The 26,991-nt window shown below is 42.1% G+C and carries 28 protein-coding genes and 4 tRNA genes; 18 read left to right on the forward strand and 14 right to left on the reverse strand.

Features of this window, described 5'->3' with window-relative positions; all coding sequences use genetic code 11:
* Positions 1-283: 283 nt before the first annotated feature.
* The 3 genes from ahpC (at position 284) to F995_RS12965 (ending at position 3,628) form a co-directional block, all read left to right on the forward strand.
* Positions 284-847 carry an alkyl hydroperoxide reductase subunit C gene (ahpC, locus tag F995_RS12955; RefSeq protein ID WP_004647278.1) on the forward strand — a complete coding sequence of 188 codons (564 nt, stop codon included), beginning with the start codon at positions 284-286 and terminating at the stop codon, positions 845-847.
* Positions 848-1,468: 621 nt separating this feature from the next.
* Entirely contained in the window at positions 1,469-2,776 is a 1,308-nt protein-coding gene (locus F995_RS12960; protein ID WP_004647280.1) for an FAD-dependent oxidoreductase, read from the forward strand.
* A 3-nt stretch (positions 2,777-2,779) separates the two neighbouring features.
* Complete coding sequence (locus F995_RS12965) at positions 2,780-3,628, forward strand: SAM-dependent methyltransferase (RefSeq protein WP_004647281.1); 849 nt, start codon at positions 2,780-2,782, stop codon at positions 3,626-3,628.
* A gap of 76 nt (positions 3,629-3,704) precedes the next feature.
* On the opposite strand, the gene F995_RS12970 is transcribed toward F995_RS12965, so the two are convergent.
* The 3 genes from F995_RS12970 to F995_RS12980 all read right to left on the reverse strand — a co-directional run bounded on the left by F995_RS12970 (position 3,705) and on the right by F995_RS12980 (position 4,762).
* Positions 3,705-3,780: transfer RNA gene (locus F995_RS12970), tRNA-Thr, on the reverse strand.
* 204 nt (positions 3,781-3,984) lie between these two features.
* On the reverse strand, positions 3,985-4,212 hold the full coding sequence (locus F995_RS12975; RefSeq protein WP_004647282.1) for a hypothetical protein: 228 nt from the start codon (positions 4,210-4,212) through the stop codon (positions 3,985-3,987).
* A gap of 459 nt (positions 4,213-4,671) precedes the next feature.
* Positions 4,672-4,762, reverse strand: a tRNA-Ser gene (locus F995_RS12980).
* Positions 4,763-4,883: 121 nt separating this feature from the next.
* On the opposite strand from F995_RS12980, the gene F995_RS12985 reads away from it, so the two are divergent.
* The gene (locus tag F995_RS12985; protein WP_004278669.1) at positions 4,884-6,764 is read left to right on the forward strand and encodes a potassium transporter Kup; all 1,881 of its coding nucleotides are present in this window, start codon (positions 4,884-4,886) and stop codon (positions 6,762-6,764) included.
* An 80-nt stretch (positions 6,765-6,844) separates the two neighbouring features.
* On the opposite strand, the gene F995_RS12990 is transcribed toward F995_RS12985, so the two are convergent.
* The gene (locus F995_RS12990) at positions 6,845-7,498 is read right to left on the reverse strand and encodes a hypothetical protein (RefSeq protein ID WP_004278668.1); all 654 of its coding nucleotides are present in this window, start codon (positions 7,496-7,498) and stop codon (positions 6,845-6,847) included.
* A 264-nt stretch (positions 7,499-7,762) separates the two neighbouring features.
* Between F995_RS12990 and F995_RS12995 the strand changes: the two genes are divergently transcribed.
* The gene (locus F995_RS12995; RefSeq protein ID WP_004278667.1) at positions 7,763-8,845 is read left to right on the forward strand and encodes a DNA/RNA non-specific endonuclease; all 1,083 of its coding nucleotides are present in this window, start codon (positions 7,763-7,765) and stop codon (positions 8,843-8,845) included.
* Positions 8,846-8,924: 79 nt separating this feature from the next.
* Positions 8,925-9,170 carry a hypothetical protein gene (locus F995_RS13000; RefSeq protein WP_004278666.1) on the forward strand — a complete coding sequence of 82 codons (246 nt, stop codon included), beginning with the start codon at positions 8,925-8,927 and terminating at the stop codon, positions 9,168-9,170.
* Positions 9,171-9,447: 277 nt separating this feature from the next.
* On the opposite strand, the gene F995_RS13005 is transcribed toward F995_RS13000, so the two are convergent.
* Positions 9,448-10,458 (reverse strand): AraC family transcriptional regulator, encoded by a 1,011-nt coding sequence (locus F995_RS13005; RefSeq protein ID WP_004647283.1) that lies wholly within the window; start codon positions 10,456-10,458, stop codon positions 9,448-9,450.
* A 108-nt stretch (positions 10,459-10,566) separates the two neighbouring features.
* On the opposite strand from F995_RS13005, the gene F995_RS13010 reads away from it, so the two are divergent.
* Positions 10,567-11,223: a sterol desaturase family protein gene (locus F995_RS13010; protein WP_004278664.1), complete on the forward strand. Its 657-nt coding sequence runs from the start codon at positions 10,567-10,569 to the stop codon at positions 11,221-11,223.
* 286 nt (positions 11,224-11,509) lie between these two features.
* Here the strand turns inward: F995_RS13010 and hisF are convergent, their stop codons facing one another.
* Positions 11,510-12,268 carry an imidazole glycerol phosphate synthase subunit HisF gene (gene hisF / locus F995_RS13015; RefSeq protein ID WP_004647284.1) on the reverse strand — a complete coding sequence of 253 codons (759 nt, stop codon included), beginning with the start codon at positions 12,266-12,268 and terminating at the stop codon, positions 11,510-11,512.
* 113 nt (positions 12,269-12,381) lie between these two features.
* Here hisF and F995_RS13020 point away from each other — a divergent pair, with 113 nt between their 5' ends.
* Genes F995_RS13020 through F995_RS13030 form a run of 3 tightly spaced genes read left to right on the forward strand, consistent with a single transcriptional unit; the run spans position 12,382 to position 14,400 of the window.
* Entirely contained in the window at positions 12,382-13,329 is a 948-nt protein-coding gene (locus F995_RS13020) for a homoserine kinase (RefSeq protein WP_004647285.1), read from the forward strand.
* 27 nt (positions 13,330-13,356) lie between these two features.
* Entirely contained in the window at positions 13,357-13,983 is a 627-nt protein-coding gene (locus tag F995_RS13025; RefSeq protein ID WP_004278661.1) for a DUF1294 domain-containing protein, read from the forward strand.
* Between the two features lie 21 nt (positions 13,984-14,004).
* On the forward strand, positions 14,005-14,400 hold the full coding sequence (locus F995_RS13030; protein WP_004278660.1) for a DUF4870 family protein: 396 nt from the start codon (positions 14,005-14,007) through the stop codon (positions 14,398-14,400).
* Between the two features lie 58 nt (positions 14,401-14,458).
* On the opposite strand, the gene F995_RS13035 is transcribed toward F995_RS13030, so the two are convergent.
* From F995_RS13035 to hisB, 7 genes are all read right to left on the reverse strand, one after another.
* Positions 14,459-15,388, reverse strand: a complete 930-nt coding sequence (locus F995_RS13035; protein ID WP_004647287.1) for a DMT family transporter — start codon at positions 15,386-15,388, stop codon at positions 14,459-14,461.
* 66 nt (positions 15,389-15,454) lie between these two features.
* Positions 15,455-16,189, reverse strand: a complete 735-nt coding sequence (hisA, locus tag F995_RS13040) for a 1-(5-phosphoribosyl)-5-[(5-phosphoribosylamino)methylideneamino]imidazole-4-carboxamide isomerase (RefSeq protein ID WP_004278658.1) — start codon at positions 16,187-16,189, stop codon at positions 15,455-15,457.
* Positions 16,190-16,343: 154 nt separating this feature from the next.
* Positions 16,344-16,508, reverse strand: coding sequence for a hypothetical protein (locus F995_RS16845; protein ID WP_004278657.1), 165 nt, complete (start codon positions 16,506-16,508; stop codon positions 16,344-16,346).
* A gap of 8 nt (positions 16,509-16,516) precedes the next feature.
* Entirely contained in the window at positions 16,517-17,176 is a 660-nt protein-coding gene (locus tag F995_RS13045) for a 3'-5' exonuclease (RefSeq protein ID WP_004647288.1), read from the reverse strand.
* A gap of 103 nt (positions 17,177-17,279) precedes the next feature.
* The gene (locus F995_RS13050; RefSeq protein ID WP_004647289.1) at positions 17,280-17,798 is read right to left on the reverse strand and encodes a DUF805 domain-containing protein; all 519 of its coding nucleotides are present in this window, start codon (positions 17,796-17,798) and stop codon (positions 17,280-17,282) included.
* 131 nt (positions 17,799-17,929) lie between these two features.
* A complete protein-coding gene (hisH, locus tag F995_RS13055; RefSeq protein WP_004647290.1) occupies positions 17,930-18,547 on the reverse strand; it encodes an imidazole glycerol phosphate synthase subunit HisH in 618 nt (205 codons plus the stop codon).
* A complete protein-coding gene (gene hisB, locus F995_RS13060) occupies positions 18,547-19,140 on the reverse strand; it encodes an imidazoleglycerol-phosphate dehydratase HisB (RefSeq protein WP_004647291.1) in 594 nt (197 codons plus the stop codon). The genes hisH and hisB overlap by 1 nt, the downstream gene beginning before the upstream one ends.
* Before the next feature lie 96 nt (positions 19,141-19,236).
* Here hisB and F995_RS13065 point away from each other — a divergent pair, with 96 nt between their 5' ends.
* From F995_RS13065 to tehB, 7 genes are all read left to right on the forward strand, one after another.
* A complete protein-coding gene (locus F995_RS13065; RefSeq protein WP_004278652.1) occupies positions 19,237-19,614 on the forward strand; it encodes a GNAT family N-acetyltransferase in 378 nt (125 codons plus the stop codon).
* 203 nt (positions 19,615-19,817) lie between these two features.
* Positions 19,818-19,893 (forward strand) — tRNA-Phe (locus tag F995_RS13070).
* 137 nt (positions 19,894-20,030) lie between these two features.
* Positions 20,031-20,106, forward strand: a tRNA-Phe gene (locus F995_RS13075).
* 221 nt (positions 20,107-20,327) lie between these two features.
* On the forward strand, positions 20,328-20,825 hold the full coding sequence (locus tag F995_RS13080; protein ID WP_004647292.1) for a hypothetical protein: 498 nt from the start codon (positions 20,328-20,330) through the stop codon (positions 20,823-20,825).
* 226 nt (positions 20,826-21,051) lie between these two features.
* Positions 21,052-21,801, forward strand: a complete 750-nt coding sequence (locus F995_RS13085) for a hypothetical protein (protein ID WP_004647293.1) — start codon at positions 21,052-21,054, stop codon at positions 21,799-21,801.
* A gap of 109 nt (positions 21,802-21,910) precedes the next feature.
* A complete protein-coding gene (locus tag F995_RS13090) occupies positions 21,911-22,183 on the forward strand; it encodes a hypothetical protein (protein ID WP_004647294.1) in 273 nt (90 codons plus the stop codon).
* Positions 22,184-22,398: 215 nt separating this feature from the next.
* Positions 22,399-23,262, forward strand: a complete 864-nt coding sequence (gene tehB / locus F995_RS13095) for an SAM-dependent methyltransferase TehB (RefSeq protein ID WP_004647295.1) — start codon at positions 22,399-22,401, stop codon at positions 23,260-23,262.
* Positions 23,263-23,357: 95 nt separating this feature from the next.
* Here the strand turns inward: tehB and F995_RS13100 are convergent, their stop codons facing one another.
* Positions 23,358-23,747 carry a hypothetical protein gene (locus F995_RS13100; RefSeq protein WP_004647296.1) on the reverse strand — a complete coding sequence of 130 codons (390 nt, stop codon included), beginning with the start codon at positions 23,745-23,747 and terminating at the stop codon, positions 23,358-23,360.
* Positions 23,748-23,987: 240 nt separating this feature from the next.
* Here F995_RS13100 and F995_RS13105 point away from each other — a divergent pair, with 240 nt between their 5' ends.
* On the forward strand, positions 23,988-26,990 hold the full coding sequence (locus F995_RS13105; protein ID WP_004647297.1) for an HD domain-containing protein: 3,003 nt from the start codon (positions 23,988-23,990) through the stop codon (positions 26,988-26,990).
* The last annotated feature ends 1 nt before the right edge of the window (position 26,991 follow it).

Consider the following 26,991-nt stretch of genomic DNA (forward strand, 5'->3'; position numbering starts at 1 on the left):
ACCCACCTGAATACGGTGGGTTTTTTATGTCTTGAATATTTGTATTGAGTTTGCATAAAGCCCGACTTATTAAAAGAATCATAAATCTTAAAACATCAGGTTGCTTTTGATCGGAACAACTCTGCATCGAGAAAATAAATAAGATGAACAATACTCATAGAAATTTATGATCTAAAAAAGCGATCATTTTTATAAAAACTTGCGGTTTTACCTATTTCGAAATTTTTCGTATTCTAGCTTCACAAGATAAGCAATCCCAGAAATAAGCCAGAGGAAATATCTCATGAGTTTAATCAATACTGAAATCCAACCATTCAATGCAACTGCTTACCACAATGGTCAGTTCATTGAAGTTTCTGAGCAAGACCTGAAAGGTAAATGGTCAGTGGTGTTTTTCTATCCTGCAGATTTTACCTTTGTTTGTCCAACTGAATTAGGCGATCTTGCTGATCAGTATGCTGAATTCCAGAAAATGGGTGTAGAAATCTATGGCGTGTCTACCGATACTCATTTCACTCATAAAGCTTGGCATGATACCTCTGACGTGATTGGTAAAATCCAGTATCCATTGATTGGTGATCCAACCTGGACTTTGTCTAAAAACTTCGAAGTACTGATTGAAGCTGAGGGTTTGGCAGATCGTGGTACTTTCGTGATTGATCCAGAAGGTAAAATCCAGATCATTGAAATCAACGCGGGTGGTATTGGCCGTGATGCACAAGAGCTTCTGCGTAAAGTGAAAGCTGCACAATATGTACATGCGCACCCAGGTGAAGTTTGTCCGGCAAAATGGAAAGAAGGTGAAGCAACACTTGCTCCATCAATCGACCTGGTGGGTAAAATCTAATTCAAACCTAGTTCTTTGAAGCAAAAAATCCAGCACAAGTTGCTGGATTTTTTATTTTTTTAGTTTAGAGATTTATGAATTCTAGACAAAAACATCATGCCATTTGATTTCTATTTGAGAACAAAATGAGAATTGAGGAATTGCACTCTATGCTTTTTAAGCGGCTTATGAGAGGCAATCAAGTAAGCGCAATACCCTGCTGCATGATTGACTAGGCATGAAAACAAAGAAGCCTCTGCTTTCGCAGAGGCTTTTATTTTATAAGGCGCTGTAGTTTCTTGTCGTTTTAAACAATTTTCGCATAAACGCATCTGAATGGAACCGGATGAATTTATGGTTTTCTTATACTGCGAATCATAGGTATTTAAAAAGTATTTGTCAACCAAGGATTATAAAAATGGTTAATTAAATTATTTGTTTTTAAAGCGAATTTTCAAGTTTTTAGATAAAAATATGAATAAAATCTTAGATTTGATGGAATTTTAACTAAGGCAGAAAAATGAATAAAAAGCAGGTGAAATTGAACAAAAAGGCCTTTACGAAAAACATATATTCTGGAAGATTTTAATAACCTGTTTGATTGGCGCATGGTACATAATTTCTGTAGTTTTTCAATGACGGATGATCAGTTTGGATATCGCAGTAATTGGTAGTGGCATGGCCGGACTGGCTACAGCCAGAATTCTCCAGGACGCAGGGCATCACATCACGATTTTTGAAGCACTTCCAGGTCGCGGCATGGACAGTCATAGCCTTGAATTTGAAGGGGGCCTGATTGACGCACCTTTACGTGTGATGAACCCCTATCTGTGGAAAAACACCCTGAGTCTAGCCACACATCTGGGCATTAAAACTTATCCGGTGCGGACCTATATGGCCTGCAGCTGGTTATTTGAAGATAAAACTGAAACCTGGCTGACCACATCGCGTAGCCGAATTGGCAATATCCCGATCATCAATAACCGGAAAGGCCTGCAACAATATGGCTGGCGTCTGGTCAAAGGCCTGTTGCAGTTAAAAGTTGCATTGACCAAATTCTTTAAATCGAAAAATCAGGACATCAGCCTGGCAGAATTTATCAATCGTAACGAGATTGAAGAAGTGTTCTGGCACGGTGCGGTGATGCCGGTGCTATATACCATCTGTACCTGCAATCCGAAAACCATTGGTGAATGGCCAGCTAAACCGTTGTTAATTTTTCTGCGTCAATTAACCGATGGCGATGCGTTACTGCGTCTGCAAGGCGGTACACCAGCGTTGGTCGATAAGCTGATTGAAGGCATTCAGATTGAAGACGGTTCAGCAATTACACTGGTACAAGAGCAGGGCGATCAGGTCAAAGTTGAAAATGCGGCCGGTTATTCAAAACTGTTTGACCGGGTGATTGTCGCGACACCGACCACCAAAATTGAGGAGTTCCTGGATCCGGTACAATTCGCCAGTGAAATTGAATTATTGAAGAAATTCAAATTCGAACAAGGCGAACTGGTGATTCATACCGATGCCAGCGTAATGCCGCCAAAACGTAAAGACTGGGCCGTACTCAGCTATATGATGGACCGTAAATTTACTCGTCAGCAATTTACCGTGTGGCTTAACTCGATTGAACCTTCTTTGGTTGGCAAGTCGGCCGTGTTTCAGACCTGGCGTCCGGTAACCGAGATTGATCCGAAGAAAGTGATCAAATCGGTAATGCTGACACGTGCAGTCGTCGATGCTAATACGGTGGCACTGAATAAGGAATTGCAGCAACGTCATCTGGATGCCAACCGTAAGGTCTTCTTCTGCGGTTCATGGTCATGTGACGGTTTGCCGATTCTGGAATCGGCAGTGACCTCAGCGATGAAGATTGCAGAAATCTTTGGTGCGCCTTTACCATTTCAGGGTTTAAAACCTGTGGTTGAGGTTGCTCCGCAACTGGGTTATTAATCCATGCAATGGCTTCAGGCACTGCGTCAGCATCTTCCCCAGCACAAGTATGCAATTGATGCCGCTGTGTTGGGCGATCACGCGCAATTGCCCTGGAGCAATTTAGGGTATTGGCAAGCCGGTCAGCAGGATTATGCGGCTGCCTGTCGTATGCTGGCCGATCACCTTGCGCAAACTGTAAATTTAAATTCAAAAGATAAATTGCTGGATTTGGGCTGCGGTCAGGGCGCCAGTTTGCTGTACTGGCAACAAGACTATCAGGTGCAATATCTGGCTGGTGTCGAGCTACAGGCTGCCTGCGTGGCGAATATTCAGCAATATTTACCAGAACTGAATGCCATTTATCAGGCGTCATTTTTGCGTTTAAAAGAATTGCCATTTTCCCAGCGTTTTGATGTGGTGCTATGCCTGGATGCAGCTTATCACAGTCCTGTGCCTGTATTCTTAGAGCAGGTCCGCAGTATTTTAAATTCAAATGCGCGGATTGGTTTTCATCATCTAGTTTTGTCCGAGCGCTGGGAAAATTTAAATGCCTTGCAACGGCGTAAATATCAGTTTTTATTGAAATCTGCCGATGTGAATTTAAAAGATTTAATGACAGTGGGGGCACTATATGCCTGTCTGGATCGCTTTGAATTTAAAAATATTCAGATTCAGGATCTGTCCGAGCCGGTATTTTCCGGCTTCGCTGATTACGTGCAAAAAACTTTGAATTCAAAAGCATCAAATGATCAGGTTCAAGGCTCAAAACTGGATCATTTTAAAATTCAGATGACAGCGAAACTATGCCGAAAATTATATCAGGAAGGGATCATGAGATATGTGCAAGTGACGGCACAATCGAAGCACTAGAAAGTGTAAGAAGACTCAGCTGAAAATACCAAAACCCAGAAACATCAAAGCCTCACTAAAAAGCGAGGCTAAGATATGGTGCCGGCACACGGATTCGAACTGTGGACCTACTGATTACAAGTCAGTTGCTCTACCAACTGAGCTATGCCGGCATGGTGGAGTGCATTTTACAGATTTTTTTTGGCCACGCAAGCCAAAAAATAACCGTTCAATCAGTTTCGGCAGGATTTGTTTATTTTGACCAGATGGATGAAAAGTTCTGTTTTTGACTATGTGCAAAGAAATGGCCCATATGTGAAGATATGGGCGAGGGTGAAAGCACAGGAATGGTTATGGATATGAGTCGGTTATACGGTTTATCTGTTTTTCAGGATGCGATCTAATTCTTGTGCACATTCCTCTAAAGTAAAGGCCATATCAAACTGCATTTGAGGTTTGAGTTCTTGAGCGAGGCTTCTCCACTGTTCGATGAGTCTCAAGGCTTTTTGAATTTTATGTTTATTGATGTCCTTGGCAATGGTTGGGGTATAACCGCCACGTTTTGCATTTTTAATCTGTTTGGCATAGTTTGCGCTGTTATTCATGTTCACTCTCCGAATAGCAGTGTATCTATTTTTAACTTCAAATTTGAATGGCTCGGTTTACTTGGTTATTTCTTTCTATCCTGTGGTTTTTATTCTCCTTTTAGTTAATTTATAAGCAACATAACATAGCTTTGATGACAATAAAATTAAGCTATTTCTGTGCCAGTTTTTTGTTTGAACACATAAATAAAAACCTGAAATGAATGGCGTACAGAAACTACACAATTCATCAGTTTTTTGGTTGATGAAAAATGAAGATTTTTAAAAATAGAATTGAGCGTAAGTGTTGTGTTGCAAAAGATTTTTATGAACGAGGACTGGTATTAATTCAATGCCTTTGCCTAAGGCGATAGATAATAATATTTTAAGATCTAAGCAGATAATTTTTTTTACTGATGGGATGATGGATAAAATTAAATATAAAAAAACCCGAATCATGTGATTCGGGTTTTTAAATTCTGGCGGTGAGAGAGGGATTCGAACCCTCGAAACGCTATAAACGTTTACACACTTTCCAGGCGTGCTCCTTCAGCCACTCGGACACCTCACCATAGGCCGAGGATAATAGCGAAAAAAACCAGCTGTGCCAAGCTGAAACAATTGATTTGCGGAAAAACTTTTAATGCGGTGCTATGATTCGCAAAAATGCTTGTTAAAAACGAAGACAATATATGCAAAGCACTGCACAAAAGGCGGCTCTCCCGGTGATTACACTGGCTGCGCTTGGGGTCGTTTTCGGAGATATTGGTACCAGTCCGCTCTATGCACTGCGCCAATGTTTCCTCACCGCACATCTTGCCATTAGCGAAGCTTCTGTACTCGGCATCCTGTCCCTGATTTTCTGGTGCATGATGCTTACCATCAGCTTTAAATACGTCATGGTGATCATGCGTGCCGATAACAACGGCGAAGGTGGGATCATGTCACTACTGGCATTAAACCTGCGTACCACACGAATCTCTGATCAAAAGAAAATATTCCTGATTGCTTTGGGCTTTGTTGGTGCCTCACTATTTTTCGGTGACGGGATTATTACCCCAGCAATCTCCGTGCTATCAGCCATTGAAGGCCTGAGTATTGCCACGCCCATTTTCAATCAGTGGTTGGTGCCTTTATCGATAGGGATTCTGGCCGGACTGTTTATGGTACAGCGACACGGCACAGCCACGATGGGCAAATTTTTTGGGCCTTTAACCATGCTCTGGTTTTTGTCCATTGGCGGTTTTGGTTTGTGGAGCATTATCCAGACCCCATTTGTACTCTGGATGGTGAATCCCTACTGGGCCTATCATTTTGTAGTTGACCAGCCTTATGTGGCTTTTCTGACCATGGGGGCGGTGATTCTGACCATGACTGGGGGTGAAGCGATTTATGCCGATATGGGGCATTTTGGCCGTCTGCCGATTCGTCTGGCCTGGTTCATTATTGTCTTGCCCTGTTTATTATTGAATTATGCCGGGCAAGGCGCCTTGTTACTGCGTAGTCCTGAAGCACTGGCGAATCCTTTCTATATGCTGCTGCCAGACTGGGCTTTGTTCCCGATGATTGGACTGGCGACTGCGGCGGCGGTGATTGCCTCACAGGCGGTCATTACTGGCGTATTTTCTATGGTCAATCAGGCCATTCAATTGCGTTATTTGCCGCGCCTGTCAGTCAAGCATACCTCTGCATTGGAGCGTGGTCAGATTTATCTGCCTTTCATTAACTGGATGCTGTTTATCTCGGTGCTGATCCTGATTTTACTGTTTGAAAATAGTGCCAATCTGGCCAGTGCTTATGGTGTTGCGGTGACCATGACCATGCTCTGCGGCACCATTCTGATCTCGATTCTGGCTTATGGATTCTGGCGTTGGCCGGTCTGGAAAGTAGCTTTATTTGCTGTGCCATTCCTGGCACTGGATTTAGTCTTTGTGGCTTCAACGTCCTTGAAAATTACTTCGGGTGGCTGGGTGCCAATTCTGATTGGTGCGGTACTATTTACGATTCTCATGACCTGGAAAGACGGGCGTGCGTTGGTGCTGAATCGTCTGGAACAGGATGCCTTGCCGATTGATCTGTTTATTAAAAGTATTTCGATGGGCGAAGGTACCAAATTTGTGCCAGGCGATGCCATTTTCCTGACAGGCACACCAAATATTGTTCCGCATGCCATGCTGCATAATATTAAACACAATAAGGTCTTGCATGAACGCAATATCATGCTGACGGTGATTACCCGGGATATTCCTTTTGTCGACAGACAGGAGCGGATTGAACTGGAAAAACTGAGTGAGCACTTTTACCGGGTGTTTATCTATTATGGTTTTAAGGATCAGCCGAATATTCCGGAAGCTTTACAACAGGCCTATGAGCAATGGAATTTTGAATATGACCTGATGCAGATCAGTTTCTTTATTTCACGTGAACGGATTATGCATACTGTGGGTGAGGGCATGGCACCGTGGCGGGAAAAGCTGTTTATTTCTATGCAGCGCAATACCAGTCCGGTCAGTGATTTCTATCAAATTCCACCCAACCGTGTGGTCGAGCTGGGCACCCAGATTCAGATGTAAATAAAATAAAAAGCATAAAAAAAACCAGAGGCACACTCTGGTTTTTTTATGAGAGAAACAATAAATAAATGAGTTTCAGATTATTGTTCGAGTTCTACCGCAGCCGGCACTTCAGGTGCAGCATTCAAAGGTTCTTCCATCAGTACTGGCTCTGCATCAGATTGAGCTGCAATTTCAGTTTGTTCATTGCTCACATCTGCTTCAGTCACAGCCGCTTGTTGCTGTGCTTCAGGCATCGGTTGTTCTGAAGCAATAGCTGCTTGCTGTTGCTCTTCAGACATTGCTGGTACAGCTGCTTGTTGTTCTTCCAGTGTTGGTTGTTGTTGAGGCGTCGTCATAGACGTGCTGGCTTCTACTTCTGATTCAGTGGCTGGTTCAACCAGATTGGCCGGCACCTCTGCTTCATTCATACCTGGTTCTGTGACAGGTGGTTGAGGAGAAACAGTACCTGAATTTGGTGCCTGAGTCATTGCTGGATCATTGGGCATTGGTGCCTGTGTGTTTGGCATGGCTGGTTGCGGTGCTGCTGCACGCGGATCGACCAGACGAATCTGACCAGAGTTCACCAAGCTTTCTAAAGAGGCTTCCTGACCATTCACCTTGGTACTAATTTTAGCTTTAGACAAGCTTTCAAGTGTTTCACCTGGTTGAACCGGTGGCTCAGCAAATGCAGCTACGCTGATCACACTTGTGAATAATCCTAAACCTAATGCTTTAGAGAGTTTGGAATTCATGATTGACACCATTGCTAATAATTGTACGAATTGAGATAGGCCGTTAGCTTTACACACTCAATCTACTGAGCCAAACAAAGCTACGCAAACACCGAGAAACCTCATTTAAAAAGAAATAAAATTAGACAGTTTGTTACAACTGCCCGGGATTTTGGATACTTATTGTTTATTTAGTAAACGAATGGTAGAGCCAAGATATACTTCACTTATACAGCTTGTTAAGCTCGGTCAAAATCTGTATTGATCTAAAAAGTACGTGTAAGAATGGCCAAGAAGCAGCGTAAACCCAAGAACTCTTTTTTTCAGTTTTTAAATGATAATAGTATTAAAGTCATTCTGGGCGTGGTGGCTTCGAGCAGCTTCGCCATCGCTTTTGGTCAGGAAAAAATCAGTCAGTGGGTGTCACTATCCTCTTCCAGTGATTCTGCCTGTCTGAACCAGTTTTATCGTGATGTACCGCCATATTTGATGAAAGACAGCCTGAAAAAAGACAGCTATTCGCTGTGTTTTAATGGCTTTAATGTCGGTTATTCCGGGGTATCTAAAACGCCACTTTGGGTTGCAGAAGCCTTAACGCCAGCACGCTTAAGCCAGAAAATTCCCCGTGAAGATAATTTTCATGAAGAAGATCGGGTCAGTGCGAAGCATCGTGCCACATTGGCGGATTATCGTGGTTCAGGTTATGACCGCGGTCATATGGCGCCGAATGCGGATATGCCTAACAAGGCTGCGCAGTCTGACAGTTTTTCATTGGCCAATATGGTGCCGCAAGCGCCCAAGAATAATCAGCAAGTCTGGCGTGAGCTGGAAGAAGCCACTCGTGCCATTGTGACCAAGCAGAAACAGGATGTTTATGTGGTAACCGGGCCGGTCTTTGCCGGGAAGAAGCTGAAAACCATTGGCAATGGCGTGATTGTGCCAACCGCGGTCTATAAGGCGGTTTATATGCCGAAAACCGGTGCTATTGGTGCTTACTATGCACCGAATGACAATTCACTGAAAGTGCGTATTGTCAGTGTCTGCTATCTGGAAGAACAGCTTGGAATTAACCTGTTCCCGCAGCTTACCGAAGAACAGAAACGCAATACCTATAAGCTGCCACTGACTGGAAATGCCGTAAAAGCCAACCAGAAAATTGAATACTCTAATTGGGATGCAGAAAGCCAGTGTGCCGAAGAGGTTTCTGAAGAAAACCTGCAGGCATTACAACGCGAGTTTAAGTCTTCTGGTTCAGGCAGCTCGACCTCCTCAGCGACTGGTGGCGCGATAGACAACGCGACACAAGATGCCATCGTAAAACAGCTGATTGATGCCTTGTTGCAATATATTTTGCAGCTGTTGAAATAAGCTTGCTGAAAAAACCAGGATTCGGGTAGCATCGACATCAGACGTTCATGGAAAAATAACAAAGACAGGTGAAGAGGATATGTTTAAAGCATTTGAAAATGGCAGTGAATCCCATGCCATTCATGATCTGACTTTGGAAAATGATCTAGACTGCGTCAGCCTGTATGGCAACTTGCAAATCACCAAGGATCAGCAGGGACTGAAAGTGGCCAAAGCCTTGCAGGCTTTTCTGAATGATGTGGTACAACAACTAGAAAACACGCCGGACTTGCCAGAAAAAATTCAGCGTGATGATCTGGATGAAATTGAAAATCCATTTTTATAAGCATTTTTAAGCGCGATGATCTGCATGCTCCATGTGAAACATGCAGAAAAATGGTATTTAGAAATCCTGACTTTTTAGAAGGCTTTTATTGAAAAGCTTAATTTCTCTGCTCCCGTAATATCTCCAAACACCAGCCAGAATGTGCCGAGCAATTCGCCAAGATATTTATCAATTTTTTAAGTCCTTATTTTTATATTTATCATCAGGTGATAGGGGACAGGGATTAAAATCGTCAACCCTGCTTGAAGCCCGTATATCAAACGAACATGCTGGTAGTTTAAGCAGCTGGCATATTCTGTTGGCGCCACTGCTGCGGTGTCAGCTGGGTCCATTGCTTAAAGGCACGCTGAAACGCACTTTGTTCGGAATAACCGAGTAACATGGCGGTTTCCTGCAAACTCAAGTGCGGATCTTTCAGATATTGCATAGCCAGCATGCAGCGAATCTCCTGCATACATTGCTGATAAGTTTTGCCCTGTTTTTGTAAATGGCGTTGTAACTGACGCACGGAAAAATTCATCTGCTCGGCAATATGTTTGATCTGGAACAGGTTTTTTTGCAGGCCAATTAGAATCGCCTGTTGCAGCTGCTGATCTACCAGAGTGGAGTACGGGAATTTTTCTAATAATGCTTTGGCCTGTTGCATCAGCAGTTTTTGCAAGGTCTGGTCGCCCTGTTTCAGTGGTCTGGACAGTTCACTGACATGCATCAATACCTGATTTCTGGCTTGAGAAAAGCGGACTTTACATCCGAAATACTGCTCATAGAGTGCAATATTTTTAGGTATTGCATGCTGGAAATGCACTTCATATAACTGAACACCGTGCGGGTTCTTAACATTGGCTTTTACGAATTCCGTCATTAGCGCAATCGCGATTTCATCGGTCAATTGGGTATTTAGATGAAACGGAACTTCAACCCAGCCAATCGACACATAATCACCTTCCCACTGCAGCTGAAGTGGGCCGCCATCATAAATCAGACGATGATAATCATGATAGCGCATAAAGGCTTCACCCAAGGTCTCACTTGAGAGCGCCAGATAGCCAATAATACCGAGGTGTTTAGCTTCAACCAGTTGGGCGATTTCCAGACCTAAAGCCGGTCGTTGCAGCTGTTGATCAAGTGTTGTTAACAGATCACGCCACAAGGCGAAATCAAAGCGTTCCAGATTTTGAATGGCCAATAATTTCTCAGGGACTTCAAGCTGTTTCAACTGATAATAGTCCAAAAGTAAATGTCCTAAACCACCGTATACTGAACCTACGTAGTTTTTTAGAACCAGCATTTTTAATTCTTTTATTTTGTCGTATTTTGTCAATCATATTGAATATTTTGGTCAATATCTAGTTTTTTATTTAGCCTATATTAAAAATAGACCAAGAGGTAAAAGATCATGTGGAAAGGTTTTCTGGCAGGACTTGTCGTCGCAAATGGATTTGAATGGTTTGCGCATAAATATGTATTGCATGGTGTTCATCGTCCGGGAAAAAGCCGTTATAGTCCGGTACCCGAGAGTATGCGCTCACACTGGGAGCATCACCGGATTGTGCGAAAAACGGAATTTTCCGATTTCGGCTATGTAGAAGGACTGGACAACTGGCGTACCCGCAATGAAATTGCATCACTGGCAGTGGTCGCGACCGTTTTTGGACTCAGTTTTTATCCATTCTCCAAAGGCATGTCACTGGCTGCCTTATATAGTACAGGCAACTATTATTATTTACATCGCCGGGCTCATCTGGAACCGGAATGGGCCAAAAAGAAATTGCCCTGGCATTATGATCATCATATGAATAGTAATCAGGATGCCAACTGGTGCGTCACCAAGCCCTGGTTTGACTATCTGCTGGGAACCCGGGTGATTTCCTCGGCAGATTTGCAGGAACAGAATCCTTTAGGTCTGAGCTTGCCCGCACCGATCTCGAAAAAACTGAACCGTTGGGCAGAGCAATATTTTCCGGTTAAATCGGCCGATGCTTCCTCTAAAATGAGGAAAAATACTGCAAAAAATACGGTAATGAAGCAGTTAAATACGCAGGTTATGGAGTAAAGCAGGGCTTTGTCGTGATTTGTCAATAAAATACGATTGTATTGTCAATATTGTCCTGTGAATTTCACTTATATTTGCTCCTGTCGGTGAGCAGAGCCTCATACTGATAATGTTTCTGGGTGTAATGAGTTATTTTGAATACCAAGTGCTGTAGTCTTATCTTGGTTTTATAAGGAGTCGAAAGACTCCTTTTTTTTGTCCCGTATTTGCTGTGTTATTTTATTTAAGGCATAAAAAAAGAGTGTTTATAAAAACACTCTTTAATTAAATCATCATCTAAAACGGCTTAGAGGCGCATTTCAATGCCTTGGGCTGCCATATAGGCTTTCGCTTCCGGAATGGTGTGCTGGCCAAAATGGAAAATTGAAGCTGCCAGTACTGCATCAGCACCACCATGGATAATGCCGTCCGCCAAATGCTGTAAATTACCCACACCACCAGAAGCAATCGTCGGTACCGTGACGCGGTCATTGATGGCACGCATCAGGGCAATGTCGTAACCGGCTTTGGTGCCATCGGCATCCATCGAAGTAATCAGTAATTCACCTGCGCCGAAGTCAGCCATTTTCACAGCCCATTCAATCGCATCAATCCCGGTTTCTTTACGGCCACCGTGGGTGAAAATTTCCCATTTGTGGTCGCCAGTTTTTTTGGCATCAATTGCAACAACGATACACTGTGCGCCAAAGCGTTGAGACGCTTCCTGCACAAACTCGGGATTATAAATCGCAGCCGAGTTGATGCTGACTTTGTCTGCACCGGCATTGAGTAATAGACGGATATCTTCGACTTTACGTACACCGCCACCGACAGTCAGGGGTACAAAAACCGATTCGGCCATGCGTTCTACTGTACGATAAGTGGTATCGCGTCCATGATGTGTAGCGGTAATATCAAGGAAAGTAATTTCATCGGCACCTTGTTCATTATAACGGCGCGCCACTTCGACCGGGTCACCCGCATCACGAATATCAAGGAACTGGACACCCTTGACCACGCGGCCGTTATCCACGTCCAGACAAGGAATAATACGTTTAGCTAGCATAAATTTTTCCAATTATTACAGCCGATTATGAAACTCACCCACGCAAGCGCTACACCTTGGCAGATGGAAACGGTATTCTAGCAAAATTATGTAAGTTTTTTCGCAGGTTTTCTATGTCGGTTTATACCACTTTGACTTTAAAGGAAGTTCAGGATTTTGCGGCGCCTTATGGTTTAAAGGTGATTGATCTGATTCCCATTCAAGGCGGTATTCAAAATACCAACTACTTTTTAGTCTGCGAAGACCAGCAATATGTGCTGACCGTATTTGAAGATATGGATGAACAGGCAGCAGGTGAGCTGGTTCCTGTTTTAGAACATCTGGGTCACGCCGGGTTGGCCGTTCCAGTGCCTTTATCCCATTCAGGCAAAGCCATTCACAGTATTAAAGATAAACCGGCACAGATTGCACCACGCCTGATGGGTGAACATCCGATGCCATCTACCGTCGCGCAGGTTGAAGCGATTGCAGTGGCTCAGGCGAAAATGCATGTGGCACTCAAAGACTTTAAATTAGAACGTAATTTTGTGCGTGATCATGCCTATTGGCTGGCCGTTTCTCAAGAGATTAAACCAAGTTTAAGTCCGGCAGATAAAGTCTTGCTCGGTAAATTATTAGGTTTATATGAGGCGTTGACGGCGGTATATCCGGATCGTCCACGTGGTTTCATTCATTCGGATCTGTTCCGGGATAATACCTTATTTGATGGCGATCAGCTGAATGGCATTCTGGATTTTTATGAGCTGAATAAAGATGAGTGGTTGTTTGATATCGCCATTACGTTAAATGACTTCTGTACCGAATATCCTGACGTAATCTTAAACGAAGAAAAAGCGATTGCCTTTTTAAATGCCTATGAAACGATTCGTTCTTTAACCAGTGATGAACGCGCTTGTCTGGAATTGTATCTGGCTATGGCAGCAGGACGGTTCTGGATGATGCGTCTGCAGGTGGCTCAGCGTAATGCAGCATTAGGCCGTACCGGCGAAGATATTTTGCAAAAAAATCCGGATGAAATGCGTAATATGCTGATTGAACGCTTAAAATTCGTCACCGCTTAAACAATCAAATCAACAGGGATAGGGAATATGCGCGATCAGGGACGCTTAGTGGAATGGTTTGATGACCAAGGCTATGGTTTTATCCAGCCCAGTGATCCGGCCAAAGATCGCGTATTTCTGCATATCAAGGACTTTGCCAAGCCTGGGCCACGTCCAATCGTGGGCTGTGCGCTGGATTATCTGGTCATTCTGGATGAACGCGGCCGTTATCGTGCGCAGCAGGTGATGTACCTGAAAGCAGTACAAGCCAAAAGTCTGCAAGCAAAATTCAAACCCTCCAAGCCACAGCAGACACAGAAATTACAGCCGATGCAGATTGCCTGTGTGGCCTATATTCTTTTACTGGTGGCTTTGACCTTGGGTGGTTTACTGAGTGGACTGGTGTTGTTGCTGGTCAGCCTGATGAATGCGCTCAGCTACTGGCTTTATGCCCAAGACAAAGAAGCAGCCCAGTTGGGCAACCGTCGTATTCCGGAAAATACTCTGCATCTGGTGGCTTTCTTGGGCGGCTGGCCAGCAGCATGGCTGGCACAGCAGAAATTACGGCATAAAACACAAAAACAACCTTTCCGGCAGATATATTTTTGTACCATAGTCTTTAACATCATTTTGATTATATGGCTAATTTCCCCATTGAATAGTTTAAATATCTAGGGGGAAGTACTAGGAGGGGACGTGAACTATTCCATTGATAAAGATTCAAACCGCACACTGACTTTTGCACTGTACATTTTATATATTGTGGCCATTTTTAGTGCTGGCCTGCTGGCTCTTGTGGCGTTGATCATTAACTATGTGAAACGGCACGATGTGCGCGGTTCCATCTTTGAAAGCCATTTTACCTGGCAGATCCGCAGTTTCTGGTGGTATCTGTTCTGGAATATCGTCGCCTTTATTCCATTTTTCTTTTTGTTCTTTACCGGTGAAGATCCTAACCTGTTTGCAGGGGTCGCATTTGGTGCATCCGCGTTCTGTTTAGTGGTGGTGGTTTTGGCCTGGATCTGGATTGTGTATCGGGCGATTCGCGGCATCATGCGCTTAAATGACAATAGACCGATGTATAGCAAATAATTTTAGCCGTATTTCCCTAGAGAAAAAAATCCCTCTTTTTCAGGGGGATTTAGCGGAATTAAGAAAGATCTTGCTTTAATTCTTCTGTTGGTTGTTTTCTTAAAAACTTCGGTTTCCATTCACTGGCAATCACGCCCAGTACCACCAGCAATCCGCCTAATAAAGCCAGTGACGGTAAACGTTCTCCGGCCAGACGGCCAAACAGGGCTGCCCATACCGGTTCGCCGGCATAGATAATCGCTGCCTGTGATGGGTCGACCATGCGCTGCGCCCAGTTCATCACCAGTTGAATCAAGGCACTGGCAATGCCCAAACCGACTAAAATTCCTGCCAGATGCCAGTGGAATTCAGGTAGCTGAGATTCACCTAAAACAGGTGCGATCATAAAGCAGAACAGGGACGCAAAAATCAGTTGCAGCACGGTGACCCGGCGTACATTCACCTGCTCGGCAAAATGGCTGATAAAAATAATCTCCAGTGCAATCGCAATCGAACCGAGCAAAGTCAGGGTTTGCCCGAAACTGAGCTGAATCGCAGCAAAGCCATTTCCTGTCAAAAACACCAGACCGATAAAGGCAAACAGTGCTCCGATCCAGGTCATGACATGCGGTTTTTTACGGAACATTAACCAGAGCAGGACTGGAACCAGTGGAACATACAAGGCGGTTAAAAAAGCCGATTCGCTGCTGCTGATGGTCTGCAAGCCCACAGTTTGAGTGCCGTAGCCAATGGCGATCATGATGCCAATCACCGCGCCAGCGAACACTTCTTTCAGGTTCATGCCTTTTAGCGACTTCAGTGAAATCAGGGTGACAGCAAGCGCTGCCGCAGCAAAGCGCAGGCCGACAAACATAATCGGACTGCTAAAATTTAGCCCGTATTGCACAGTAATAAAACTGCCGCCCCAGATAATGGTGATCAGGATCAGGGCGAGTTGCGGTGCTTTTACCATCCAGCCGGAGTGATTTTTGGAAATAAGTGTAGACATGCCAGGAGATCAGAAAATTAAAAAAATAAAAAAGAGGTCCGAAGACCTCTTTTACAGCAGACTTAATTATAGCGCCTGTTGCTCATCTAGCAACAACTGTGCTTCACGCAAGCTTAATGTACCTTCGTAAATCGCACGGCCGGTAATTGCACCTAAAATACCCGGTTGGTCTTTCAGGTTACGCACGTCATCCAGATTGGTCACGCCGCCTGAAGCAATCACAGGCAAACCTGAGTATTGCGCCAGATTCACGGTTTGCTCAATATTCACACCCTGCATCATGCCATCACGCGCGATATCCGTGTAGACAATGCTTGACACGCCAGCATCGGCAAAACGTTTCGCCAGGTCAGTAGCCTTGACATCAGTCACATTGGCCCAGCCATCTGTTGCTACCATGCCATTCATGGCATCAATCCCAACAATAATATGACCAGCAAATTTTCGACATGCTTCTTCAACAAATTCAGGATCCTGAACTGCTTTGGTGCCAATGATCACAAAAGAAACACCGGCTTGCAGATAATGCTCAATGGTTTCCAGAGAACGGATACCACCACCAATCTGGATCGGCAAATCAGGTTGAGATCGGACAATGGCTTCAACCACTGGCTTATGGATTGGTGTACCTGCGAAAGCACCGTTTAAATCTACTAAATGTAAGCGGCGAGCGCCTTCATTTACCCAATGCTGTGCTGTTGCGACCGGATCGTCTGAAAATACGGTATCGTCTTCCATACGACCTTGCTTTAAACGGACACATTTGCCATCTTTCAGGTCAATTGCAGGGATGATCAGCATGCTTTCGCTCCTTGCTTAATCTTTAGAATGAATTTGAGTGTATTCATCTTAGCAAATAAAGTCGAAATTTCTAACTCTTAAACGGTATGAATAAAGAAAACCTGTCCATAGATAGGTAGCAGTGAGGTAATTTATTTTGCTCGTTTTAATGATTTTAATGATCCGTCTCTTGAATGGAGATCAGATTTTCCATAACGGATCGTGTACTGAGCTGGTCGATAACCGAAGCTGTAAGACCTGTTAAAGTCACAGCTCTCTCATCGAACGCGTTCATCACAGCTTTCATGCGTACATCAAGTTGCCAGTACCAGCAGGCCATGCAAGCACTTAAGCCGTCGATGAAGGACGGATTCTTAATTTCAGTGAAGTATTGGGAATCTCTTTGGGTAAGAGACCCCGCCGCAACAATTCTTCAAATACCAGCACGGGCGCATAGGCATCTGCTGCTGCATAATCAATTTGTGCCGGGCTGAGCTTCTTGCTGGCCCAGTTCGAGGTACTAATCCGTTTGGATTTAGGAAAATTTACTTGAAATAGCAAAGCCATGGCATTTTTTAATCCGATCGGATTGTTTAAACCAAAAGCTTTAAAACATTTGGACAGTTCAATCACACTATTCAGTTCAATGCCTTTTTTACGGAACAGGTGCGCATCATTTTTCAGGCCAAAACCGGCCTTGATCTGCTCGCGACTGGCAAAGATCGGTTTAAGAAAATCCCAGATCGAATCATTCATTTGAAATAAATAGGCTTTATCTAAAGTGGCCAGCTGAATCAGATGTGGCCCGGTAGAAACCTCACCAACTTTAAAGGTCGGTTTGGATTCAGAATCGAAACCCAGGACTGCATGGCTTTTTAGCTCCTGTGCAAGGGCATGACACTGTTCCAGACGATTAATCACCTGAATCTGTTGCATCGGAAGATTTTTAAATACAGGAAAGGTCTGAATTTGTTCCTTGCTTGGTAAAGTATCCAGCAGCTGTTGCATAAGCTTCAATCATGAAATGAATGCGTTCAGCTTAATCACTTTTCCTGTTCTAGGCAAAAATAAAGCCCATGAAGAATGGGCTTTATGCAGAATTTAAATAGGTTTAATCAGTGTGATAGCTACTCTGTTCGATCTGCGCCTGTTGAGCACGTTCAACATAATTCTGATAAGCAGGGACAGCAAAGGCGGCCAAAATAACCGCGAGTACCAGATACAGCACCACCAAAAGCGTTTCCCAGCCACGTGTCGTGCGTGGAGGGCCATATTCATTACTTTCGTTGTGACTGGGTGCCAATAACAGGTAAAGTGTAAAGACAAGGTTTACGACCGGCACAAAAATCAGTAAAGAAAGCCAGCCATTATGATTACGGTCATGTAAACGACGAATTAAAAAAATCACGCTAAAATAAATCGCAACGCCGTAGATCAAAACCAACAGCACCATTAAAGGCATGGACATTTTACCATCTAAAGTCTCTGGACTCATTCCAGGTAAAATGAAAGCAGCAATGATCCCGATGATCATAAAGCAAAAACCCAGCAGCATATTCCATGCGATATACGAACGTCGCCCAAAACGTCCTGATGCATTCCACCCCGAATCCTGAATTGTATTACTCATTATTTTTCCTTTGTTTTCATTAGATTTTTTATAAGTAAGTCTATGATAAAGGGATTTTTTATAAATGAAAAGTGTAAAAAATAATCAACAAAAAAGCCCGCAATTTGCGAGCTTTTTAGGCGAAAGGAAAATCAGATTTTCCAATCCACAAAGTTTTTCAATAACTGTAAACCGGCGGTATGGCTCTTTTCCGGATGGAACTGGGTCGCAAACAGGTTTTCCTTATGAATCGCTGTGCAGAACTCAATTCCATAGGTACAAGTAGCTGCCACCAATTCTGAATCTTGTGGTTCTACATAGTAACTGTGCACAAAGTAGAAACGCGCGTCCTGTTCGATATTGTTCCACATCGGATGATCAGGCTCGACCTGATGCACCTGGTTCCAGCCCATATGCGGCACTTTTAAGCCCGCCATTTCTGGGAAATGCTTAACCGCACCTTCGAAAATACCCAGTGCATCGGTACCACCATTCTCTTCAGAATGCTGCATCAAGGCTTGCATGCCGACACAAATGGCCAATACCGGTTTGTTAAATACGGCATTGCGTACCACTTCATCAATCCCGGCTTCGTGCATGCCTTGCATACAGTCACGCATCGCGCCTACGCCCGGAAAAACAATCTTGTCTGCTTGTGCAATCAGTTTTGGATCATTGGTCACATCAACCGTGGCACCGACATGTTCTAATGCTTTTGCCGCAGAGTGCAAATTTCCCATGCCATAATCAAGAAGGGCAATACGGGTCATTACAGTGTACCTTTGGTTGAAGCTACCGTATTGGCAGCACGTGGATCTACTTCACAGGCCATACGCAGCGCACGCGCAAATGCTTTAAATACGCTTTCGATCTGGTGATGGCTGTTTTTGCCTTTCAGGTTGTCGATATGCACCGTCATCAAGGAATGGTTTACAAAGCCCTGGAAAAACTCAGAGAATAAATCCACATCAAAACGGCCGATCATGGCACGGGTAAATGGAATATCCATAAACAGACCCGGACGACCAGACAGATCCACCACGACACGGCTTAAAGACTCATCGAGTGGCGCATAGAAATGACCATAGCGTTTCAGGCCTTTTTTATCGCCTAATGCCTGTGCAAATGCCTGACCCAGCGTAATACCGCAGTCTTCCACAGTATGATGGTCGTCAATTTCCAGGTCGCCATCACAATAAATATCAATATCAAACAGGCCATGACGCTTGATTTGATCAATCATATGATCTAAAAAGGGAATACCCGTGTTTAAGGTGCCTTGACCAGTACCGTCGAGATTCAAACGAACTCGAATTTTGGTTTCGTTGGTATTTCTTACCACTTCACTGATACGATCTGTCATAGACACGTTCCTCAAATACGTCAAAATGATTGATGTAGAAAATATTTTCGCCGTGACGAAGTCACCGCATATTAGATTGCTCAGGAGGGTTTATCAATGCCTATCACCGTACATGCTTATACTTCTTTAGAAAATGACGAAGTGCGCAGCCAGCTTGAGCGACTGTATGACACGAGCCCGGAATTTAGCGACGGGGCAGATGCCATGGAACAACTAGAGCAAAACCTTGCACAGTATACCTCAGTTTATAGCGCAGAATTTAATAGCAAAATTATTGGGGCAATCTGGTGCACTGGACAGGGCGAAAGCCGGATTCTGGAAAATATCGTGGTACATCCGGCCAACCGTGGTCGTGGCGTGGCAGAAAGGCTGGTCAGCGAAGTCTGCCGCATGGAAGAAGAAAAAGGTGTAAAAAACTTCGTGCCAGGCTGTGGGGCCATTCATCGTTGTCTGGCCAATCTGGAAAAAATCTGAAGATAGAGCAATATCAAGCAGCCGTTAGGCTGCTTTTTTATGTAAATAAGCGCTTAAATCTGTTTTATTGCTGAGGTCTTTGGTAAACACTGTTCGATTTATGACTCAAATTGACGCGAGTTGATGGAAAAGTAAACATTTGACGAAAATTATTCTCTCTGCTCTTGACGATTTACAGCTGAAACTGTTTAATACGCGACATCGGCGTGATAGCTCAGTAGGTAGAGCAACGGATTGAAAATCCGTGTGTCCCCAGTTCGATCCTGGGTCTCGCCACCATATTTTAAAACGATTTCAAAGTTTTCAATCCCTGATCCCATCAGGGATTTTTTTTAGGCCAAAAATCAGTCACTCAAATATTTTTTTCATAATTTTGATTGACTAATGAGGCCAGATACGGCTTAATACACCGCATCGGCGTGATAGCTCAGTAGGTAGAGCAACGGATTGAAAATCCGTGTGTCCCCAGTTCGATCCTGGGTCTCGCCACCATATTCAAAAAATCCTCAAACTTGGTTTGGGGATTTTTTTTGCCTACACCAAAGCCAGATCAGCACTCTTTTCTATTTTTCAGTTGTTTCAACTTGTTCTTTTTCTAGGTTTCCTGCCTTTTTATGCATCATTGACCGTTTATCAAACTTAACAATAGGCACTGGCATTATTTGTAAGATTTAGCTTTGACGCTTTCCCTTTTCCAAACGAGGGTAAAAATGATGAATCTCCTAACACCAATTAAACTCGGCTTTCTTACGGCCTGTACTGCTTTTAGCCTACCGATATTAAGCCATGCTGCGCCTGCTGCTGATTCCGTCGTCTTGCCGACCCTGACCGTCATGGCGGAACCGGAACTGCGCGCCGTGACTGAAAAAATGTTGCCTTATCAGGAGCAGAACAGCCAGCGTAAGGCCCTGCAAATGCGCCTGATGAAAATTGAACGTGAAATTCAGGCCTATAGCGTGGATGGTGACGTAGTGGCGAATATTGATGTGATGCGTGCACCTGCCGACCCTGATCTGGATAGTCTGCCTGTGGTGTTCCGTGAATATGTATTGGCCATCGCACAGGGCTTGCAGTCTTCAGACCCAAGAAATGGGGTGTATGTATTGCTGCAACCTTTTGGAATTAACCACGATGCCACCAATGTGAATATTGTTCGGGAACAATTCGATCCGAACCGGCTGAATCTGAGCCTGCCGTTTAATTCCCCATAATGTGCGCCTGTCGATCTAGATAACTTTGTTTAACGAGCTTGTCAAAGCTAACATGCAATGAGATCGACAAAATAGTGTTCTGGGAAAGGGTAGCTTTGTGAGAGGAGCAATTTCTGTCTAAGCTAGACGTATTATTGGAAAAATCAAATGCCTTGAATTGTGTTTAAAAAATAAGCATAGTGGATGTAAATCAACAAGATCTGACTGACAGAGCTGGAGCGTATACATGTCGCGTGTTTTTATGATTGTAGCCGCTGTGACACTGGCAATTTTTATTGGGCTGTTTTATCAGAATTCGGTCCAGCAAAAACATCAGGCCGAGCTGCTCGAATATGAAACTGTGCTTGAAGAAAAAACCGAGAGTATTGCGCAGCAGGCACAGGACTGGTCTAAACCAATTCAGATTGAACTTGAGGATGACCGTCTGGATGGTGACTATGCCATCATGGCTGAATTTATGTTGGGGCAATTGCGCGACAGTGCCGAGGAACGAAATCAGTATCTACGCGACTTAAAAGCCGCCAACTGGCAGAATTTTCTGAATATCGACCGCTTGGCCAAGGATCAGGCACAAGGCTATAAAGAAACTGAAGCGATGCTCAAGCAAGTGCATCAAATTGTGAATAGCTATCAGCAGAAAATCCAGCAGCGTGATGCCGAGCTGATCGACAAGGCGCAGCAACTGGATATTAAAAACCGTTATCGCCAGCAACTAAGCCTGACCCTGAAAGACAGTCAGCAAAATAGTAATGCACATGTCATTTTTGAAATTGAAAAACAGACTCTGGCCAAGGCTGATGCCTTATTTGCAGTACTGAAAAAGCATAAATGGCAAAAGAAAAATAACACCTTTATGTTCTATGATGATAAAGCCGTGCAAGAGTTTAATGCGCTGTATAAAGAAATGCTGTTCCTCAATAAGCAGATGGAACGAGTTGCGAGCGCTAACCAGAAAGCGGTTGAAAACAAGTTGTAGCCTGATTTAGATGACAGGATTGCCATAGGACTGTCATCTGCTGTTCAAACTCACTTGCTAAATTGAAAGGGTCGCACAGATCACGACATAACATTTAAGCAGGTGAGTCATGCAAACAATTCAGGTTTTTGCTGATATTCAGCAGGTGTACGGTGAGTTTGTCGCAAATAAAACATGTCCAAAATTACAAAGGATGAATAACGGGGACAAGAACCGGTTGTTCTTGAATCAATATTTCACGCTGATCGAGGACTGGCACTATACCGAACAGATTGTGATTCAGTTCAATCAGCAGTATTTCAGTCTGGATCTGGGGAGCGCACCGGATTTTATGGATCAGGATAAATATATCAACTGGCTAAAGTCGGAACTGCTGCATTAATCGAATCGTCATATTCCTCGTTGATAGATAACCGAGCTGTCTCAAGAGAGGCAGCTTTTTTATTTTGATAGAAAACTGGTATTGATCTTGCTGTTGCATCGGCACAGCGCGAACAGGTGCTGATTCCAATTCCGATTTGAACAGGCTATGCTGAATTAATTACCGCTGCCAAAAGAATAACAGGCGGAGCATGGATGATATGGAGGGCAAAAATTATGCAACAGTTGATATGTTATAAGGAACTTCCAGTCTGGAACCAGCAGAGTATTCCTCAGGGCTTTAAGAATCAGCACAATACCAAAGCCGGCACCTGGGCGAAACTGACAGTATTAAAAGGTGAGCTGCATTTTGCCATGCTGGAAGAATCTGGCGCAGTGCAATCCGAGCATGTGTTTACACCAGAGCAGCAGCCGCCATTTATTGAGCCTGAGGCCTGGCACAAAATTGTTTCTGCCAGTGAAGATGTTGAATGTCAGCTACGTTTTTACTGCCGGCCTGAGGATTACTTCATCAAGAAATATCAGTTAAATCCTACCCATTCTGAAGTGCTGGCAGCGATGCCCTATTTAAAAGGTGGCTGTGCGCTGGACGTCGGCTGTGGTACAGGCCGTAATGCGCTTTATTTGAGTCAGAACGGCTTTAATGTCGATGCCTGGGATGTTAACGAAAACAGTTTGCAGACTTTAAGACAGATTGTGCAGACCGAGCAGATTGATCATATGCAGGTACAGCGCCGCGACCTTAACACGGATACCAGCATTGCAGGCCAATATGACTTTATCTACTGTACTGTAGTGATGATGTTCCTTGAGGCGAAAACCATTCCACCGCTCATTGCACAGATGCAGCAGGCGACCGTGCCGGGTGGCTATAACCTGATTGTCTGTGCCATGGATACGCCAGATATTCCGGCACAAGCCGATTTTCCATTTGCTTTTCAGCCGGGGGAGTTGCGAGGGTATTATGAGGGCTGGAATATCGTGAAATACAATGAAGATATCGGTGAGCTGTATCGTGTCGATGAGCAGGGCCAGCGGATTAAACAGCACTTTGCCACCATGTTGGCGCAAAAGGTTTAAATAAGATTAAGTCTTTTAATTTCTGAAAATAAATTAAATCATCCAAAACAAAAAAAGATGTCAGAATGACATCTTTTTTTTATGCTTAAAAAATTTTAAGCTGCTTTTTTAAACCAAGAGAACCAGCCTTTTTTCTCAGCTTTTACTTCTGCTTTTTCAGCAGCAGCGTCTTTGGTTTCTACTGCTTCAGTTTTCGCAGCTTCAATGTGTTGTTCTGCTGTAGCTTGAGCCGTTTCTACTTGAGTCGTCGCTTCTGTTTTTACTGCTTCAGCTTTAGTTTCAGCCGCTTGTTGAGTTGCAGCAACAGTCGCTTGAGTCGCTTCAACTTTCGCTTGTACAGGTGCAGCAGTTTCTTTAGCAACAGTTTGGGTTGTTTGGGTTGTTTGGGTTACAACAGTTGCTGGCGCAACTTGAACTTCAGTTGCCATTGCAGATGCAGAAGTCGCTACGATTGCAGTCGCGATCATTGTTTTAAGCATGTTCATATAAACCCTTTTAAGGAAATAAGAAAAAAGAGGCTTGATCATACATTTATAAAATTTAAGTGCTTCATAAATAGGATTTTATTGGTTGAATTTTCCACTAATTTTACAAAGGGATAACACTCACTGTTTTTTTACTTCTAATTCCATAATTCAATAAAAAATTCACATAGCTAAAACTGCTTATTAAATTGTTTAAATATTGATTAATATAGTGCCTAACTTACTAAAAATTTAAAATTTATGAGCACCCGACTAATCCAACATCTAAAAAATAAATGTGAAGCTGACGCCAACGTAGCCATCCTATATGCACAGTGGGAATTTGACCAAAAATTGGTTGGAAAAGCATTAGAAAATATTGGTGGTTTTTACCCACATTTTAGTAATCACAATGCTTCACACTCTCAGCAAATTTTGGTCAATATTGAACGAATTTTGGGAGATGATGTTGATTTATTAAGTGCTACAGATACTTGGTTAATCCTTGAAGCTGCTTATTGGCACGATGTAGGCATGTTAGTTGATGCCAAAAATGCTAAAGAAGTGCATACCAATCCTGACTTTAAGTTCATGATACAAACAATTGCGAATGGAAAAGGGCATGACTTACAAAAATTTTGCCAAGCATATGTAGAACATAATTGGTTGTCAGCAATTGGAACTTTAGATCACCCTTTTGATGGAGTCGAAAAATATCGCCAATTGATTGCTGAGTGGTTTAGACAAGGGCACGATAAAAGAGTTGGAAAGTTAGTTGAAGACCCATTTAAAGACTTAGGAATCACGTCACCTAGAACAGAGCTTCTTCCAAATCGAATCTATCGTTATTTAGGGCAAATTTGTGTTTCTCATGGTATGAACTTTAGTACTTTGATGGAGACAATTCCTTATAAACAAACAGGTTTGGGAACAGAAAATTGTCATCCAAGATTTATAGGCTGTTTGCTTCGTTTAGGGGATTTATTTGATTTAGATGACAATCGTTTTTGTCCCGTCATGGCAAAGCATGTCAGCAATATGCCTTCTGTCAGCAAACACCATCATGACAAGCATTTATCATTACGAGAGTTTCAACTTGATACACGAACAGTCAAGCTTGTTGCTGAGTGTCCAGATGAAATGTCTTATGTGGAAACTCAAAACTGGTTTGGTTGGATACGTGAAGAATTTCAAAATCAAATGTCACAATGGAATTTGATTGTTCCTGATTTAAAATTTGGTTCACTACCTACTATTGAACAACTAGATGTGCGTATGCAAGGTAATAGAGTTCTATTGAGTAATAAACCAATGAAATTTTCAATTGATGAAAGTAATGCATTGGAGATACTAGAGGGAAGTGGTTTATATAAGGATGATACAAATATTTATAGGGAGTTAATTCAAAATGCTATTGATGCCACCCTAATAAGGGTTTGGAATGATTCCGAAAAAGGAAAAATTAAATTTCCTAAAAATGCACATCCTTATGATGAAAATACACAAAATATTTTTAAAAATTATCCAATTAAATTGTCTTTTGAAAGATTAGAAATTATCGATGATAGTGATGATGCTTGGTGGGAATTTAAAATTGAAGATAAGGGGACAGGAATTAGTTTGCAAGACTTGAAATATATGCAAAAAGTAGCAGGTTCAAGTAAGAATATTGAGAAGCAAAAAATAATAAATAAGATGCCAAAGTGGATGAGACCTTCTGGACAGTTTGGTATTGGTTTACATAGTGCTTTCTTATTATTAAAAGAACTCAATGAAGATGATCAGAAAATAACTATTATTACAACAAATTCAATTGATTATAAAACTTATAAGATAGAGTTAAATTCTCCTCTGAACTCAAAAAAAGGATATTGTTTTATAGAAGAGATAAAAGAATCAAATGGTGATAGTGGTACAACTTTAAAACTAAAATTAAAAATTAAAAGGAGAGCTAGAAGCTATAGTTTTAATCACTCCAAATTATATAAATTTTTATATTCTAATCATGATCCGATAAGAGAGGAAATGTTTGATGTTTTTACGATCGCCACTCAAATCGAGAATATTAAAGAGAAAGTGTTGGAAAAAGTATGTTTTCCTTATGAATTTAATGATTTTTGGAAAATTAAAATAGATAATGTTTTTCCTTTACGTGAAATTGATTTAAAAAATTGTATATGGGTAGAAAAATATAATCTTTATTTTTGTATCAATAATTCACACGAAGATGGTCTTAATGAGTTACGTAGTGATCTGAGAGGTGGTTTTAAAGGTCAAGATGTTGGACATATAAGATATTATGTAAAACCATTTGATATTTATCTAATGTTATATGGTTTTGATGCTAAGAATACATTACAGACAAACAGAAATGCTTGGAGTAATAACTTTGAAAAGAAGTTTATTGACGACAGATTTTTACATAAGATTTCTAAACATATAGTTGATAAATATAGATATGAATTAAAAAATATTTTGAATGATAATGAATTATTTGATTTGTTCGAGTTTTTTTTAAATGATGATGAGAGTAAAGTTTCTTGGAAAAATAGAAAAATTTTTGGGTCGGAATCTTTGTTAAATTATAAATATAAGAATGAGAAATGTAAGCTTTATGATAAAAGCTTTAATGAGCTTTTAAATTTAAATAAATTTAATATATATCATGTGGATAGTTTTATTAATTCTAGTTTTGACACATCTAAATTGTCAAAACATGATTTAGTCTTTCCTAGTAGCTTTAATAGTTTATTTAAAGCTGTTTTTGATCAAAATTGGATTGAGAAGGGAGGATTTGTATCGAATGAAAAAATTAATGGTTACGAAATTATTCGATATACAAAGGAAGAGTATGAGGGATTTACTGAAAATGAAATTAAAATAATAAACCAAATTAAAAATGCTATTCAATCTAATCGAAAGAGAATTAATTTTAATGAAGAATGTTTGGATGAAAAGTTCTTCGATGAGTTCAAGCCATTATTTACTAAATCAATTTTGGTTGAGAGATTAGTTGGACTGGAAAATTTAAAATTTAATCACTTAATTTTACCATTTTATATATGTTCCAATAATTTGGAAGCAGGTGAAAATATTAAAGTTGATTATTTAAATAATAATGAACTAACTAAATATACTTGGAAGGCAAGACATGAGAAATATGAAAATTTAAAATTTGAGGATTTTGTAGAATTATACAAAAAGTTGGAAGAAAAAATTAGAAAATTATTAGAAACGTTTCATCCAGATTGGATTCAGAAATAAA

The organism is Acinetobacter sp. CIP A162 (assembly GCF_000367905.1).
Lineage (GTDB): Bacteria > Pseudomonadota > Gammaproteobacteria > Pseudomonadales > Moraxellaceae > Acinetobacter > Acinetobacter lwoffii.